Origin of the sequence: Agrobacterium sp. GD03872 (assembly GCF_029840625.1) — a bacterium.
GTDB classification, from domain to species: Bacteria; Pseudomonadota; Alphaproteobacteria; order Rhizobiales; family Rhizobiaceae; genus Agrobacterium; species Agrobacterium fabrum_A.
In genome coordinates this window covers 773,528-790,690 of sequence record NZ_JAOCCY010000001.1, presented here as the reverse complement: position 1 = coordinate 790,690, position 17,163 = coordinate 773,528, and the positions used below count along the sequence as shown (strand labels likewise).

Sequence of the window (17,163 nt, the reverse complement as noted above, 5' to 3'; positions counted from 1 at the left end):
TGTTCTACCCTCTTTGTTGTCGTTGATTGTAATTGATTAAAACCCGTCCCAGCAGGCCTGTGCCAGCCGGCCGATCGTCTCAAGCGCGATGGTGTATCCCGGCGTGCCGTCAGGCATGGTTTGCGGAACCTCATCGGTATAGGTGGTGATGATGAAGGACGGTGCGCCGTTTCTGTAGACGATGCCGGCATCCATGCGCCCGCGCTTGCCGCGGCCGCTCTTGCTGGCCACTACCGCCTCGAAAGGCAGGCGGGAGCGAATTCCATAGCGCAAAATCTGGTTCTTCAGCGTCTGCATCGCCCATTCGCACAGTTGCGGACTGCAACCGAGCTTTGCCTGCGCCTCGGGCGAGGTCTGCGCATCGAGAATGGTCTGCAGCAGCAGCACCTGATCCACCGCCGAGGTGGTGGTGACGGTTTTCAGCGGATGGTCGGCCGCCAGCGCCAGCGGCGGAATGAGGAAACGGTGGTGGGTATTGGCCATACCGAGCGATTTGCAATAGCCGTCCACCTCTTCCAGCGTCAGCCTCTCCAGCACCATCTTGGTGCAGACATTGTCGCTGAGCACCATCATGCCGGCAACGGCATCGCGCAGCGAAATGACGATGCCCGGCGTCATATAACGGAACATGCCGCTCGCAACCTCTTCCGCCAGCCGCTTTTCATAGGTGACGGGCTGGTCGAGATCGATCCGCCCTTCGCTGGCTGCTTTCAGCACAGCCATCATGATCGACGTCTTGCGGGTGCTGCCCGATGGCGTCTCCTCGTTTTCTCCCCGGCCGATCTCTTCGCCGGTCAGGAGATTGCGCACCATGAAGCGCGTCACGAAAGGCTGTGCATCACAGATCGCATTCAGTTGGGCAGCCACAGTCATTGTCATCTTCCTGTTAAACTTCATCTTCCAGACGCCATTTGAGTGTCACGCCGCCCTTTTCATTCTGGTCGAGGGCGGGAATGGCCGAGAGCAGCCGGCGCGTATAGGCCTCTCTCGGACTGTCGAAAATCGTGTCGCGATCACCCTCTTCGATGATGCGGCCGTCCTGCATGACGACGACACGGTCCGCCACCTGCTCCACCACACCGAGATCGTGGCTGATGAACAGACAGGAGAAACCGTAACGTTTCTGCAGATCGGAAAAGAGATCGAGCACCTGAGCCCGCACCGTCACGTCGAGCGCGGAGACCGGCTCGTCGGCGATCAGGAACCTCGGACGGCGGGCAATGGCGCGGGCAATTGCCACGCGCTGGCGCTGGCCGCCGGAAAGCTCGTGCGGATAACGGGCGGCAAAGTCGGCGCCGAGCCCGACTTCCTCCAGCGTTTCCAGCGCCCGCTTGCGCTTGGCGGCCTGGTCGAGGTCAGGCACGAGGCGCAGCGCCTCCTCCACCAGCGCCTGAATGGTCATGCGCGGATCGAGTGAAGAATAGGGATCCTGAAACACCATCTGGCAGTTGAGGCGATAATCCTTCCAGTCCTCGTTGCGCTCGCGGCCCTGAAAGCGGATATGCCCTTCGCTCTCCTGCACGAGCCCGGCGATGGTGCGGCCAAGCGTCGTTTTGCCGGAACCGGAGCCGCCGACCAGCGCCACGACCTCACCCTCATGAATATCGATGCTGACACCATGCAGCGCCCGCTTCGGTTTGGCTTTCTTGAGCAGCGATTTGCGGCCAGCATAATCCACAACGATATCGCGGGCCGAAACCATCGGCGCCTTGGAGGTGTCGATGCTGCGCGGCTCACCGCGAAACGGCAGAGAGGAAAGCAGCTTTTTCGTATAGGGGTGCTGCGGCGCATCCAGCAGGTCCTCGGTGCGGCCCTGCTCGACAATCGCGCCTTTTTCCATCACCACGATGCGGCTGGTATAACGCGCCACCATCGGCAGATCGTGGCTGATGAGGAGAACGGCCGTGCCTTCCGCCCGCGTCAGCTCCACCATCAGCTCCATGACATCGCGCTGGATGACCGCGTCAAGCGCCGTTGTCGGCTCGTCGGCAATAAGCAGCGCCGGTTTCAGCAGCATGACCGAGGCCAGCATGATGCGCTGGCGCATGCCGCCGGAAAACTCGTGCGGATAGGCCATCAGCGCACCTTCCGGATCTCGGATGCCCACCCGCCGCAGCATGTCGAGAATTTTCTCGCGGCGCTCTTCGGGCGACAATTCCGTGTGAAGGATCAGCCCCTCTTCCAGCTGCCGGCCAATCGTCATCGATGGGTTGAGGGAGGTCATCGGCTCCTGAAACACGACGCCGATCTCCGCGCCGCGCAGACGCTGAAGCGCCTTCACCGGCAGGGACATGACATCCTGCCCCTTGTAGATGATCGATCCGCCGGTGACGGCGATGGCCGGTGGCAGAAGCGAGATCAGCGCACGGGTGGCGAGCGTCTTGCCCGAGCCGCTTTCGCCGACGATGCCGAAAATTTCGCCCGCGGCAATATCGAAGGAGATATCCTTGACCACCCGATGGCCGGTTCTGGCGACTTCGAGCGAAAGGCCGCGAACGGTGAGAAGTGTATTAACAGTCATTTAAGACCTCTCATGCGCGGGTCAAGCCTGTCGCGAAGGGCATCGCCCAGAAGATTGATGCCAAGCAGCGTCAGCGCGATGCAGAGACCGGGGAAAAGCCCAAGCCAAACGGCCTGCTGGATGAAGGGACGGCCGGCGGCCAGCATGTTGCCCCAGGTGGGGGCCGGCGGCGGCACGCCGAGGCCGAGGAAGGAGAGCGCACTTTCCGACAGGATGGCCCAGCCGAACATGGAGGTGGCAAGAACCGTGATCGGCGCAATGCAATTGGGCAGGATGTGGCGGAACATGGTGTAGATTTCACCATTGCCCATCACCAGCGACGCCTCGATGAATTCCCGCTCGCGCAGAGAAAGCACGGCACCGCGCACCACACGCGCCATGGATGGCGTATAGGCAATGCCGAGCGCGAAGATGATGCCATACTGGTTGGCGCCGAAAACCGCGAGCAGGCCGAGCGCCAGCAGAATGCCCGGAAAGGCGAGAAGCGCATTGTTGATGGCCATGATGACGCCATCCACCCAGCCGCGTGCATAACCGCTGACAAGGCCGATCAGTGTGCCGCAGATCGTCGCGAAGCTGACCGTCAGGAAACCGATCCAGACACTGGCGCGGGCACCCACCATCAGGCGGCTCAAAACATCGCGTCCGAATTCGTCGGTGCCGAGAAGATGGCTCGGGCCGGGTGCGGCCAGACGCGAGGCAAAGCCGAGCTTCATCGGGTCATAGGGCGTCCAGAACAGGCCGGTAACGGCGGTGATGAGCAGGAGGGCGATGAGAAAGCCGCCGATAAGCCCGTTAAGTGTGAACTTTTTCATTCGGCAACCACACGCGGATCGAAGAGGGGATAAAGAAGGTCGACGAAGAGGTTGACCAGCACATAGGACAGGGAGACGAACAGCAGGCAGCCTTGAATGACGGGGTAATCGCGGGCGAAAATACTGTCGACCATCAGCCGCCCGAGGCCGGGAATGGTGAACACCGTTTCGATGACGGCGATACCGCCGAGGAGATTGCCGAGGATGAGGCCGATCATCGTCCATGTCGGGCCGAAGGCGTTCTTGAAGGCGTGCCGCCAGAGGACAGCGCCTTCGGAAAGGCCCTTGGCACGGGCATGGGTGATGTAATCCAGCCGCAGCACTTCCAGTGTCGAGGCGCGCGCCATGCGGATCAGAACGCCCATTTCGTGGATGACAAGCGTCATGACGGGCAGGACGAGATAAAGCATGCCACCGACAAGATTATCGCTGATCGACACATATCCCAGCACCGGCAGCCAGCCGAGCTTGAGGCCGAAAAACAGGAGAAGCAGAAGACCCAGCCAGAATGTCGGGATGGACAGAAGCAGGGTTGCCGTTCCAACGAGGGCCAGATCAGTGAGGCTGTTCTGCTTCCAGGCGGCGATCACACCCGCCGGAACAGCAATAAGGCTGGCGAGCAGCACGGCGACGACGACGATCTCGGCGCTGACGAGGAAGCGCGAGACGACCAGCGGCAGCACCGCTTCATCATTGACGATGGAGCGACCGAAATCACCCTGCACCACATTGCCGGCCCAGATGACGAATTGTTGCGGCATGGATTTGTCGAGGCCGAGTTCGGTCCTCATCGCCTCGATCTGTTCCGGTTGCGCCATGTCGCCCAGCATCAGGGCAGCCGGATCACCCGGAATGAAGCGGATGAGCGCAAAGACCGTGATCGACACGAATGCGATCGTCGGCAGCGCCATCAAAAGACGGCTCAGTATGAATCTTATCATTGGTTCCCCACGATTGATGGCCGGGAATGACATCCCGCCTCTATCGGTTTCGTTGCTGGTAACTATGACGGATTGAGAAATATCACGCAATATTATGCATAAACGTCATATATCTATGCAGAATGATGGCGCGTTTCATCCTGACACGGACAAGGAGGACTTCCGCGAAAAATCCTGTTTTCAGTCGGTTTTCTGCGAAAGCTGGATTTGCTGTTTCAAGGCGTCGCTGAGCGCCTGCGCGGCGATGGACAGCGGGGCGCCGGAGGCGCGGGCAAGACCGAATTCCTGCGTTGACTGCGGGATGAAAGGCCGGGCGACGACGGGAAGGTGCCGGTAAAGATTCGCATAAAAACTGCTGATGATCGTCACCCCCAAACCGTGTGCCACGTAAGCGCAGGCGGAACTGTTGGTGTGGGTCTCAATCTTCACCATCGGCTTGACGCCGGCCTTCTTGAAAACCTGATCGAGCGCCATGCGGTTCGGCCGCTGCCGGCCGATCAGGATGAGCGGAATATTGCGCAGGTCCTTGACGGTAATTTCATCAAGCTCGGCCAAGGGATGATCCTCCCGCACCACACAGACACTCTTGCCGGTCGCAACGCGTTCGACATCGATGCCCGGCCCGATCTCGCCTTCCATCCGCAGGAAACCGAGATCGATCACCCGCTCGCCGACGAGCTTGTTGATGGCGGTCGTCGTTTCGAAAAAAGTCTCGATGCGCACGCCGGGAAAGTCCCTGACATAGTCGATCAGCATGGCGGGCGCGAAATTTTCCCACATGCTGCTCGGCAGGCCGATGCGGACGATTTCCGGACCGGCTGCGCCATTGCGCAAATCCTCGGCGTGGCCGGACATGCGATCAACCGCAAGCAGCACGTTTTCCGCATCCCGGGCAAGCAGCACCGCCTCCGGTGTCGGTATCAGCCGCCCCTTGTCGCGGGCAAACAGCGTCAGCGACAGGTCGGCCTCAAGTTGGGCCAGAAGCCGGCTGATACCGGACTGGCTGAGACCCATGGCTTTGGCGGTGGCGATGGTCGAGCCAGTGGAAAGAAGCGTGCGCAGGACTTCGAGCTGCTTGATGTTCATGAGGCCAGCACCATGGGTGAAAAAACGAGCCGGTTTCGGTTCGGATGTTTTGCCGCCGATAGACCTTGATGTCACCGTTTTTTTTAACGCCGCCACTTAGCCGGCACGGTCGCCAGTTACAATTCCACCTCATAGACCGTGTCATGGGTAGCCACACGCGCCTCTCCCGATGGCGTCACCCAGCCGCGAAACATGCCTGATGTATTATAGGGCGCGGATATGCCGCCTTCGGCATCGATCGCGACGAGGCCCGCGCCGATATCGTAGGGCGCCAGATCCCTGTGGACCAGATCGCCGGCGGCGGTCTCCAGATCCTGCCCGAGATAGGCGACACGCGATGCGATCTCGTGGCCGACGACATAACGGATGAAAAATTCGCCCTTGCCAGTGCCGGAGACCGCACAGGCCCCATCCCGCGCATAGGTGCCGGCCCCGATCACCGGGCTATCGCCCACCCGGCCATCCGGCTTGTTGGTGTAGCCGCCGGTCGAAGTGGCTGCCGCGAGATGACCCATCGCATCGAGCGCAACTGCGCCGACGGTTCCGTGCTTTTCGTTCTCAGTGGCTTCCGTGCCCGTGGCAGCATGACGCTTCATCGCCGCAAGTGCCTCCACGCGCTTTTGCGTGGTGAAATAGGATTGAGGCTCGGTTGCGAGTCCCTTTTCCTTTGCGAAACGGTCAGCCGCCTCCCCCGTCAGATAGACGGCACGCTCATCCGCCATCAGCGCACGGGCTGCCTTTACCGGGTTGCGGATGGCGCGGGAGGCGCTGATCGCACCTGCCGCCAGCGTTTCACCATCCATGATCGAGGCATCGAGTTCATGAATGCCGTTTTCATTGAGCGCCGCCCCGTGGCCGGCGTTGAAATGCCGGCTGTCCTCCATGACGACGACCGCCGCCTCAACCGCTTCAAGCGCCGTTCCGCCAGCCTTCAGCACGTCATAACCGGCACGCAGGGCCGCAGCCAGGTCGTCGCGTGCAGCAGCCCACTCCTCTGAAGTCATGCTGTCTTCCGGCATCACGCCGCAGCCACCGTGAATGGCCAGTGCGATCTTCGTCATGTTCTCACTCCCTCGTCACCCCACTCCCGCAGGGCCTCTTACCATCAATGAAAGGCGATATCGCCGATGACCCTTACACGCACTCTGCGAGCGCCGCCCGGCAGATAGGCGATCGGAATATCCTCCACCTCAAGCGTCTTGAGACTCGCGCGCTCCGCGCCAGACGCGACCGCAGCGTTCTGCGCCTCGGTCTCGGCCTTCGCAAGGGCTTCGTCGCGGCTCAGGCCGGAAAAGACCTGATCCACCTCGCCGGAAACCTGCGCCATCGCCGCCCCCAGCGCATTGGCAACGCCGGCATTTTCGACGCGCAGCACTTCCGATGCACCCGGAACGGTCTCAGGTATCAGGAACGCCCCGCCGCCGACAGCAACCAGCGGCACGTCCTCGGCCGATGTCTTCATCTGGTCGAAACTGTCGGCCACCATATCGCGGATGCGTTGAAGCGAGGCCTGCACGAAAGCCCGATCGAGGTCTTTTACACGGTCGCGGTCACCCATCTCGATCAGGCCGGCGGCAACGGCGATATCCGATGTGGTCAGCGTCTCGCCGCCGAAAACGCGGGCTTCCGTCAGGATGCGATAACCGACCGAGCGCGGGCCAATCTTGCCCGTCTCAGGGTCGACGATGGTGCCACCGCCGAGTGCGACCGGTAGAAGATCGGGCATACGGAAGAGCGTGCGCACCCCGCCAATATGGACGATATTGTTCGCCTCGCGCGGAAAACCGCCGACAAGGCAGCCGATATCGGAGGTGGTGCCGCCGACATCCACCACCATGGCATCGGAAAGCCCGGTGAGGAAGGCCGCACCGCGCATCGAGTTCGTTGGGCCGGAAGCGAAGCTGTGCACGGGGTTGGCGGCAGCGACATCCGCGAGCGCCACGGTGCCGTCATTCTGGGTCAGATAGAACGGCGCTTTTACGCCCGCTTCGCGCAGTGCATCCGAAAATGCCTGAACCGTGGTCTTGCCCAGTGTTTGCAGCGCTGCGTTCAGAAGGGCGACGTTCTCGCGCTCGAGAAGCCCGATACGGCCAAGCGTATGGGAAAGCGTGATGCGTGCATCGGGGATCACCGAATGGACAATCTCCGCCGCCCGCACCTCGCACTCCGTCGTCAGCGGCGAGAAGGTCGCTGAAATGGCAATGGAGGTGATACCCGCATCGCGGATTTTCATCGCCGCTTCGCGGATTTCATCCGGGATCATCGGCACCAGCGGACTGCCGTCATATTCATGGCCGCCATGCACCATGAAGATCAGCGGATCGACGGCATCGCGCAGATCCTTCGGCCAGTCGCACATCGGCGGCAGTGAAGAACCTGTTGGCAATGCGATGCGGATCGCCGCAACCCGTTCCAGCCGGGCGCGCTCCACCACCGCATTGGTGAAGTGGGTGGTGCCGATCATCACCGCATCGATCGGCCGGTCGGCCGCGCCGACATGGCTTGCCACATGGGCAAGCGCCGCCTTGACGCCGGACAGGACATCCTGCGTGGTCGGGACCTTGATGGAGGCGACGATGGTGTCTCCATCGATCAGAACGGCATCCGTATTGGTGCCGCCAACGTCAATACCGATGCGTTTCATGGGAATACCGATCTGAAGTCAATGTCATAACCGAAGGCGCGCGGGCCGACGGCGGCGATGCCGGCAGGTGTCGTCAAAAGCTCCGGCGCCGGCAGGGCGACAACCGTGACGCGCTGGCCGTAACGCACCGATTCCGTTCCGATGGCGCCGCCGGAAACCGTGTCGAGAAGGCAGAGCAGGTCTGGCGTCATGGCGACCGGCTGGCCATCGCGGAAGGCGACCGCCCATTCGTTCTGGAAGGCGAGTTCCATGCGCGAACCGCGGTCGGCATCGATACCTTCAATGGTCGTGCTGCCGCGCAGAAAACCACCAGTGGTCTCGCGGGCGACATCCACCACCTTGCCGCGGAACAGCTGCTTTCCGCCCTCATGGTCGAGAACTGCCTGAACCGGATCGTCATGGCGCGCACGTGCTGCCATCACCGCACGCCCGAGTTCGGTCGCCTTGGTGACGGTGTAGTGAATGCCCCATTCCTTGACTTCCTTGCCGGTGCGCGGCGCCTTGCAGGTGGCGGCGGTGGAACCGACTTCGGTGCAGACCTTGCGAGAGATGCGCTCCATCCATTTCCAGGAGGCAGCGCGGGTCACGATCACCTCATTATCGCGCACATCGACCAGCGACAGCGGAAACATCGGCAGGTTGCCGATGGCGAAGGATGTCATCTGCGCTTCCGGATAGGCGCGTCCCATGGCGTCCGCGTTCACGACCGGCCGGTCGAGCACGGCGGCGGCGAGGAAGGATGACAGCGCGTTCGAGCCGCCGATTTCCACGCTCATGATCGCCCGAAACGGCTTGCCAAGATAATCTTCCATCACCTCGACGGCGCGGGCGAGATGCACGGGATCCCCCAACCGCTCCTGACCGACAAGCGGCGCACCCATCTTGGAGACGACGGCAACCATGTCGTCATCGGCAAGCGCCATGGGATCCATGACCTTTACCCGCCTGCCCTCGGCGTAAAGACGGCGCAGGTTGAGCGTCGAGATATAGGGATTGCCGCCGCCGCCGGTTCCCAAAATCCAGGCGCCGGTGGCCAGAGGTTCGATATCGTCTTCGGAAAATTCCTGGATCATGCGTCATCCTCGGGCATGCCGCAGCCGTTCCGGCCGCAGGCGATGCTCCTTCCCTTTGAAGTTCCAAGTCTGGCCAACCCCGCCATTTGTGGCGGGGCCGGTTTTCATGAAGCGGAGATCACTCCGCCTTGCAGTCCCAATGGAAGTTGGAGAAGTTCAGGTCCCAGCTCTGCATGGGAATGAACTCGTAACCCTGAAGGCACTTGTTCGCCGCGTAACGGCGGTTCGGCGCAACGGCCCAGACGTCAGGCTGAAGATCGGCGATCTTTGTCTGCAGTTCCTTGTAGGTGGCGTTCTGCTCGTTGACATCGGTGGTGGCGCGGACCTTGTCGATCAGCCCGTCGACTTCCGCATTCTGCAGCCATTCCATAGACATCCAGGTGCCGGAAGCCTTGGAGTGATACTGGTTGTAGAACATCGAATCCGGCGACGGATAGGTCGGTGAGATGTTCACCTGCGTCGATGCAGGCGTCGTTTCCGGTTTGGAGGAAAGCTCGACGATGCGGTTCCACGGCTCGGGCTTGATATCGAGCGTGATGCCGATCTGCTCGAGGCTGGATTGCAGGAGCAGCGCCACTTCCGCCTCGAAGGCCAGCGAAGCGACATAGCTGTTGACGAGCGTGATCTTCTGGCCGGCATATTTCGACTTCGCCAGTTCTTCCTTGGCCTTTTCCAGATCGTAAACGCCGGGCTGGATGTCGCCGTTATGCGCATCCTTGAACGCGTCGGAGAGCGGTCCCTTCATATCGAAGCCAGGATAGATCACTTCCTGGATCGTCTTGTAATCCGTCGCATAGGCGATGGCGCGGCGCACGTGGACGTCGTCGGTCGGATAGGCCTTGGTGTTGAGCTTGATGACGAAACCGCCGGCGGTGCGGGTCTGGATCAACTTGTAACCCTTCATCCGGCCGATGGATTCATAGGTGTCGTTGCCAAGCCCGTGCGAGGAAAGGCCGAGTTCACCCTTTTCCGCCAGCGCCTTTACGGTGGCGTCGTCGCTGGTCTGCACGAAGCGCACTTCGTCAATCGGCTTGCCCTTGGTCCAGCCGAGGAAATAATCGGCATTGCGGGCGATGACCATATCGGCGGAACGGTTGTAGCTGACCAGCTTGTAGGGGCCGGAGCCGGCGGAATGTTCGCCGACATAGGCCTCGCCCCATTTGTCCTCGGGCTTGGCATTGGCTTCGACGAGCGTCTTGTTCATCGCCATCATCAGCGGCGTTGCCGCCATGAAGGGCGAGAACTGGCGCTCGATCTTCATGACCAGCGTGGCATCGTCAGGCGCGGTAACGTTTTCTGGCTTCAGCACGCCGACGATGAGGTTCGAAGGACCCTTGTTGATGCCGAGCAGGCGCTGGATCGACCAGGCAAGATCGGCAGCCTTTACCGACGTACCGTCCTGGAATTTCGCATCGTCGCGCAGGTGGAAGGTGTAGGTCAGGCCGTCTTCAGAAATCTCCCAGGATTTCGCCAGATGCGGCACGATTTCGCCCTTGGCGTTCACCGTGGTGAGACCGTCATACATGTTCACGATGGCCATATAGCCGGTGTAATCGGTCACCTTCGCCGGGTCGAGCGAGCTGAATATCTGCATGGTGTTGACCGCGACCGACACCTTGTCTTCCGCAAGGGCTGCGGAAGAAACAAGTGGCAGCACGAGCGCCGTGCCGAGCGCCAGCGCGGCGAGACGGGAAGAAAGTACAGGCATTTTCATTATCGTTCTCCTCTTTATTGCGGGGCATTGGCCCCGCTTATGGTTAGGCAGCCTTGCTGACCGGGACGGGCAGCGGTGAGAAAGGAATATCCGGGTAACCGAATGCCGCCGGCCCGACGACCTCAAGCGCGCGGGCGCTGCGCAGCAGGTCGTGGCAGGGGATGGCGATGACGGCCACGCGCTGGCCGTAGCGCAGCACTTCGGTGGTGATCGGATAACCGGTGTCGACATCAAGCAGGACGATCAGGTCGGGAACCGTCACTTCCACCTTGCCGTCACGGGAAAACAGCAGGAATTCGTTCTGGATGGCGACGCCTGCCGTCTGGCCGGCGCAATCGTCGAAGCCGGAGAGCGTGAGATCGCCGACCGCGAAACCGCCGCGCAGGTGGCGCTTCAGATCGGTGATCTTGCCGTTGAAGATGCGCTTTCCGCCTTCCAGTGCGCAGACCGCGGCAATCGGGTCTTCCTGCTGCTTGCGGGCGCGGATCACCGCCTCACCGATGGCGATCGCCTTGGTGTAGGTTTTCGGAATGCCATACTGGTGCACGTAATGCGCCTGCATCGGCGCGGTCGCCAGCATCGCGCCGCCGCCCTGCGAAACGACGCAGGCGCGCGCCATGCGCTCGTGCCAGACTTCGGAAACGGCATGGCTGAAAATGACGGCATTGCCATGCAGATCGCACATCACCGACGGCGTGGAACTATGGCCGTAGATGGAGAAGGTGGTCATCTGCATTTCCGGGAATGCCCGGCCCATGCCGTCGCAATCGAGGATAGGCAGGCCGCCCAGCGCCGCCGTCACCAGCGGGTTCATGGAGTTGGAACCGCCGATTTCCTCGCAGACAATGGCGTCGACAGGCGTGCGGATCAACTCTTCCATCGCCCGCAGGCAACGCAGGCCCTCACGGCCTTCGCGAATGCGCTCAACGCCAACGACGGGTGCGCCGATGCCGCCGATGGACATGCAGAGCGCGTCCGGCTCGATGGCGTCGGTTGCGAGTATCTTCATCTCGTAACCGGCCTTCATGGCTTCCAGCGCCAGAAGCTTGCCGAGATAGGGATTGCCGCCGCCGCCCGTGCCGAGAATGCCGGCGCCGATTTCCAGAGCGTCGAGATCTTCACGGGTCAGCGTCCGCAATGCCGCTTCGTCATATTTCAGCTTGCGTGTCTCAGCCATGATTGGCTCCCATTTCTCCAACAACTTTCACATGAATGCGGGTGGCATTGCCGGGCAGATAGGCAAGCGGCATGTCCTCGCGCTCGATGACCTCAAGCGTTTCGGCAATTGCACCGGCGGCAATCGCCTTTTCGCGCGCCTCCGCTTCCGCCTCGGCCAGCGCGCTCTCGCGCGTGCGTCCGTCCACCAGCGAGAAGACCCGGTCGGTCTCGCCGCTGATCTGCGCAATCGCCGCGCCGACGGCATTGGCCACCGCGAAATTCTCGGGCCGAATGACCTCCAGGTCGCCGATACGATCCGGCATCAGGATGGAACCGCCGCCAACGGCAATCACCGGCACCGGCGATGACGAGATGCGGCTGCGCTCCACGCAGGCTTCGAGCATGTCATTGATCTTGTCGACCGCCGCATCCACCAGCTTTTTGTCGAGGCTGGAAACCAGCACCTTCTCGCCCACATCGGCCTTGCCGGAGGCAACCGCGATATCGGTCGCCGTCAGGGTCGAGCCACCGAAGCAGAGCGCCTCGCGGCGAACACGGTAACCGACGGATTTCGGGCCGACGGTCAGGCCATGGTCGCCATTGACCACCAGCGAACCGCCGCCGAGACCGATGGAGAAGACGTCAGGCATGCGGAAATTGGTGCGCACCCCGCCAATATCCACCGTGGTCGAGGCCTGACGCGGGAAGCCGTGCGACAGCGAGCCGACATCGGAGGTGGTGCCGCCGACATCCACCACCACGGCATCCTTGAGGCCGGTGAGGAAGGCCGCACCGCGCATGGAATTCGTCGGGCCTGAAGCGAAAGTCAGCACGGGGAAACCGCGCACGACGTCAGCCGCCATCAGCGTGCCGTCGTTCTGGGTGATATAAAACGGGCAGGCAATGCCCGCCGCCTTCAGCGCCTCGCCGAAAGCCGCAACGGTGCGGTCGGCCAGCGACAGCAGGCTGGCATTCATGATCGCCGCACTTTCACGCGCAAGCAGACCGTGACGGCCAATATCCTTGGACATGACCACCGGCAGGCCGGGGCAGCGTTCCTGCAGGATTTCCTTCGCCCGCAGCTCCATCGCTTCGTTGATGCCGCTGAAAACGCAGGTGACGGCTGCGGCCTTCAGGCCCTTGGCACGGATATCGGCGGCGATGCGGACAATCTCGTCCTCATCGAGCGGCGAAATTTCGCGGCCGTCGAATTCGTAACCGCCACGCACCTGATACCCGTGGTTGCCGACGATTTCCCGGAGATCATCCGGCCAGTCGACCATGGGCGGCAGGCCGGCGCCGGAAGGCAGGCCGAGACGGATGGCGGCCACCTCATCCATATGCCGGCGCTCGATCACCGCATTGGTGAAATGCGTGGTGCCGATCATCACGGCGCCGATGCGCGCCCTGTCGATGCCCGACGCCTCGATGACCTTTTCAAGGGCTTCGATGACACCGGATGTCACATCCTCTGTCGTGGAGGCCTTCACCCCCGCCAGAACGGTTTTATCCTGCAACACAACGGCATCGGTATTCGTGCCGCCGACGTCAATTCCAACGCGATACACGTCAGGCTCCTCTTTCATCAATCGGTCGTTTTTACGAGGAAGCGCATGCGCTCTTCCTCGGTCACGGTGGGTTTGAGACGTTCTTCCTCGTCGGTGACGACGGGGATGGCCGCGATCAGGGCGCGGGTATAGGGATGCGTCGGCTCGGCGAAGACCGCCGACGTCACGCCTTCCTCGACAATCTCGCCGCGCAGCATGATGGCGATGCGCGAGCAGAAATTGCGCATCAGCGACAGGTCGTGCGAGATCATCAGATAGGTGAGGCCAAGTTCCTCGCGCAGCTGCAGCAGAAGGTCGATCACCGTCTTCTGCACGGAGACATCAAGTGCTGCCGTCGGCTCATCAAGGATGAGGATTTTCGGTTCTGCCGCCAGCGCCCGGGCAATCGCCACGCGCTGCTTCTGGCCGCCGGAAAGCTCGTGCGGATATTTGCCGAGATAGGATTGCGGCAGCCGCACCAGCCCCATCAGTTCCTGCATCCGGCTTTCCCGCGCAGGCCCGTCCATGCCGATGGATTTCAGCGGCAGGGAAAGCGTCTGTTTCACCGTGCGCTTCGGATTGAGCGAGGTGCCCGGATTTTGATAGACGATCTGCGTCAGCCTCTTGCCGCGCGCAGGCGCCGGGGCGTCAATGACAAGATTGCCGGAGGTCGGGCGCGAAAGACCCATGATCATGCGCGCAACCGAGGTCTTGCCGGAACCGGATTCGCCCGCAAGGCCAAAAACCTCGCCCTGCTTCAGCGTCAGGTTCACATCCCGCACGGCGTGATAACCGTTGCGCCTGCCGTAAATCTTGTTCATCCCTTCGATGGTGATGATGGGCTGCCGCGTGCTTTGCGCCAGATCGGTGACACGCGGGCCATAAAGCGGCGGCACGGCATCCAGCAGCGAACGCGTATAGTCCTTGGCGGGAGTATGCAGGATTTGCGTGCATGGGCCGGTCTCGACGATATCACCGTGGTGCATGACAACGACCCTATCAGCCACCTTGCGCACGACACCGAGATTGTGGGTGATCATCAGCAGCGCCATGTTTTCTTCGGCGACCAGCTGGTTGATGAGGTTGAGAATTTCATCCTGCGTCGTCACGTCGAGCGCCGTGCCGGGCTCATCCGCAATCAGGAGCTTCGGCTGGTGCAGCAGGGCAAGGCCGATCAGCACGCGCTGGCGCATGCCGCCCGAAAGTTCGGACGGATAGGCGTTCATGACCCGCTCGGTATCGGCAAGCTGTACCCGACGCAACACCGCCGCGATGCGGTTGCGGCGCTCCGCCTTCGACGAATTGACGCCGTCGCGTTTGTCGGCAAAACGCATGACATCATCGAGATGCGTGCCGATCTTGAAGACCGGGTTAAACGAGGAGAGCGGGTCCTGCATGATCAGCGAAAAGGCCGTGCCTTTCAGGGATTCACGTTCCCTTCGCGGCATGGACAGCACATCCCGGCCATCGATGACAATCGCACCTGATGTGATCGCGGCATTCTTCGGCAAAGTGCCGATGATCGCCTTGGCGGTGACGGATTTTCCCGATCCGGTTTCGCCGATCAGCGCCACGCGCTCGCCGGCGGCAACCGTGAAGGCCACGTCGCGCAGCACCTGCCGGGTGCGGCCGTAATTGGTGAAGGTGACGTTGAGGTTTTCGACCTTGAGAAGCGGTTCAGTCATGGCCTTAGCTTTCCACGTCGAACATGTCGCGCAGGCCGTCGCCCAGCAGGTTGAAGCCCAGCGTCACGTAAAGCACGGCCGCGCCGGGGCAGAGCACTTCCCACCAGAAATCCGGCATGAACTGGCGCCCGTCGGCAACCATCGATCCAAGGTCGGGGGTCGGCGGTTTGACGCCGAAGCCGAGGAAGCTCAGCGTCGCGCCGAACAGAATGACGAAGGCGGCATCGAGCGTGGTCTTGACCGATATGACGGAGACGCAATTGGGCAGGATTTCGCGAAAGAGGATGTGCAGCGGGCCGGCACCGGCAAGACGCGCCGCCTCGATATAGTCTTCGGACGCGATGGACTTCGATACCGAATAGATCAGCCGCGCATGCCAGGTCCACCATAGCAGCGTGATGGCGATCATGGCGTTCATCAGCGTCGGTTCCAGCAGGTTGGAAACCGCGAGCGCCATGACGAGCGGCGGCATGGCCAGCATCACATTCGTCAGGCCGCTGATGAGTTTTTCGGTCCAGCCGCCGAAATAACCGGCGATCAGGCCAAGCACGGTTCCGACCGGCACCGAAATGCCGAGCACGCCGATGACGAGAAGCAGCGAGACCCGGAGCCCGAAGATGGTGCGGGAGAAGATATCGCGGCCGGCCTTGTCGGTGCCGAACCAGTGCTCCAGATCCGGCGGCATGTGGCGGGCGCGGAAATCAACGACCGCGCCGATATGTTTCGGATAGGGCGTGAGCCATGGCGCGAAGACCGCCAGCACCAGCACCGACAGGAGGATCAGCGAGCCGATGACCGCCGCCGGATTACGGCTGAAGCGATACCACATCATATAACCGGCGCTTAGGCCGCGATCGGTGGGTTTGAGCATTTTCATATCAGCCATCAGCGAGCCTCCTTGCGGCGCAGGCGCGGGTCGATGATCGAGATCAGGACATCCACGATCAGGTTCGCAACGATGAAGAACAGACCGGCCACCAGCACCACGGCGGTCACGGCATTGAGGTCTTTCTGCAGGATGGCATTGAGCCCGTAGGAAGCGAAACCGCCCCAGGCGAAGACCATCTCGATCACGAAGGCATTGCCGATCAAAGACGCGAATTCGAGACCCATGATCGTCAGCGGCGCGATGGAAGAGAGCTTCAGCAGATAACGGAAGATGATGACCCGCTCCGGCACGCCGAAGCTCTGCAGGGTCAGCACGTGGTCCTTGCGCTGGTTCTCGATCATCGAGGAACGCGTGATGCGGGTGATCTGGCCGATGCCTGCCATGGAAAGCGCAAATGCCGGCAGTGCAAGGTGTTTCAGCGCATCCAGCACCACATCGAACCGTCCGGCCAGCGTGCCGTCGATCAGGATGAAGCCCGTGGGGCCGCCCTGCCAGCCGAGCGAGTGGTCAAGCCTGCCGATGATCGGCCAGCCGGAGAGAAACCGGGCGGCCAGCAATTGCAGTGTGATGGCGAAAAGAAAGCTCGGGATCGTGACCCCGGTGAGCGACAGGATGCGGCCGATATGGTCCAGCGGCCGGTCGCGGTAATGTGCCGTGATAACACCCAGCGGAATGGCGACGGCGAACATGAAGATGACCGAGACCAGCACCAGCTCGACGGTCGCAGGAACGGTCTGCGCCAGATCGGTAGTCACCGGGCGTTGCGACACCAGCGAGAAACCGAAATCGCCGTGCAGGGCATTGCCGATGTAGTCGAGATATTGGACGGCGAGCGGCTTATCGAGACCCATCTCCCCGCGCAGCGCATCCACCTGCTCCTGCGTTGCCGCAGGACCGAGCGCCATGCGGGCGGGATCGCCCGGCACCACGCGGGCGAGCACGAAAATCATGATGGACAGGGCGATCATCACCAGCACGAAAGTGCCGAGCCTGTTCAAAATCGCGACCAGCGGATGTTGCTGCATCGGTGGAACGTTCCTTGTGCATCGGTTGCCTGAGCACAAGTTTTCACCACATCTCCGTTTGAACA

14 protein-coding genes are annotated in these 17,163 nt (G+C 61.7%); all 14 read right to left on the bottom strand.

The window, feature by feature from the left end:
* Positions 1-36 precede the first annotated feature (36 nt).
* Positions 37-873 (bottom strand): class A beta-lactamase-related serine hydrolase, encoded by an 837-nt coding sequence (locus N5D22_RS03810; protein WP_279655882.1) that lies wholly within the window; start codon positions 871-873, stop codon positions 37-39.
* Between the two features lie 13 nt (positions 874-886).
* Entirely contained in the window at positions 887-2,521 is a 1,635-nt protein-coding gene (locus N5D22_RS03805; protein ID WP_279655883.1) for an ABC transporter ATP-binding protein, read from the bottom strand.
* Positions 2,518-3,336 carry an ABC transporter permease gene (locus tag N5D22_RS03800; RefSeq protein WP_003500526.1) on the bottom strand — a complete coding sequence of 273 codons (819 nt, stop codon included), beginning with the start codon at positions 3,334-3,336 and terminating at the stop codon, positions 2,518-2,520. Before N5D22_RS03800 ends, N5D22_RS03805 begins: the two co-directional genes overlap by 4 nt.
* Positions 3,333-4,277, bottom strand: coding sequence for an ABC transporter permease (locus tag N5D22_RS03795; RefSeq protein WP_110757940.1), 945 nt, complete (start codon positions 4,275-4,277; stop codon positions 3,333-3,335). Before N5D22_RS03795 ends, N5D22_RS03800 begins: the two co-directional genes overlap by 4 nt.
* Before the next feature lie 180 nt (positions 4,278-4,457).
* Positions 4,458-5,363: a LysR family transcriptional regulator gene (locus tag N5D22_RS03790; protein WP_279655884.1), complete on the bottom strand. Its 906-nt coding sequence runs from the start codon at positions 5,361-5,363 to the stop codon at positions 4,458-4,460.
* A 116-nt stretch (positions 5,364-5,479) separates the two neighbouring features.
* Positions 5,480-6,424, bottom strand: coding sequence for an isoaspartyl peptidase/L-asparaginase family protein (locus N5D22_RS03785; RefSeq protein ID WP_279655885.1), 945 nt, complete (start codon positions 6,422-6,424; stop codon positions 5,480-5,482).
* Positions 6,425-6,468: 44 nt separating this feature from the next.
* Positions 6,469-8,007 carry a hydantoinase/oxoprolinase family protein gene (locus N5D22_RS03780; RefSeq protein WP_279655886.1) on the bottom strand — a complete coding sequence of 513 codons (1,539 nt, stop codon included), beginning with the start codon at positions 8,005-8,007 and terminating at the stop codon, positions 6,469-6,471.
* Positions 8,004-9,080, bottom strand: a complete 1,077-nt coding sequence (locus N5D22_RS03775) for a DUF917 domain-containing protein (RefSeq protein ID WP_003524597.1) — start codon at positions 9,078-9,080, stop codon at positions 8,004-8,006. The genes N5D22_RS03780 and N5D22_RS03775 overlap by 4 nt, the downstream gene beginning before the upstream one ends.
* 118 nt (positions 9,081-9,198) lie before the next feature.
* Positions 9,199-10,794 carry an ABC transporter substrate-binding protein gene (locus N5D22_RS03770; RefSeq protein WP_279655887.1) on the bottom strand — a complete coding sequence of 532 codons (1,596 nt, stop codon included), beginning with the start codon at positions 10,792-10,794 and terminating at the stop codon, positions 9,199-9,201.
* Between the two features lie 43 nt (positions 10,795-10,837).
* A complete protein-coding gene (locus N5D22_RS03765) occupies positions 10,838-11,971 on the bottom strand; it encodes a DUF917 domain-containing protein (protein WP_059753279.1) in 1,134 nt (377 codons plus the stop codon).
* Positions 11,964-13,520 (bottom strand): hydantoinase/oxoprolinase family protein, encoded by a 1,557-nt coding sequence (locus tag N5D22_RS03760; RefSeq protein WP_279655888.1) that lies wholly within the window; start codon positions 13,518-13,520, stop codon positions 11,964-11,966. Before N5D22_RS03760 ends, N5D22_RS03765 begins: the two co-directional genes overlap by 8 nt.
* A gap of 17 nt (positions 13,521-13,537) precedes the next feature.
* Positions 13,538-15,184, bottom strand: a complete 1,647-nt coding sequence (locus tag N5D22_RS03755; protein ID WP_279655889.1) for an ABC transporter ATP-binding protein — start codon at positions 15,182-15,184, stop codon at positions 13,538-13,540.
* A gap of 4 nt (positions 15,185-15,188) precedes the next feature.
* A complete protein-coding gene (locus tag N5D22_RS03750; RefSeq protein WP_279655890.1) occupies positions 15,189-16,070 on the bottom strand; it encodes an ABC transporter permease in 882 nt (293 codons plus the stop codon).
* Positions 16,070-17,098 carry an ABC transporter permease gene (locus N5D22_RS03745; RefSeq protein ID WP_279659034.1) on the bottom strand — a complete coding sequence of 343 codons (1,029 nt, stop codon included), beginning with the start codon at positions 17,096-17,098 and terminating at the stop codon, positions 16,070-16,072. The genes N5D22_RS03750 and N5D22_RS03745 overlap by 1 nt, the downstream gene beginning before the upstream one ends.
* Positions 17,099-17,163 lie beyond the last annotated feature (65 nt).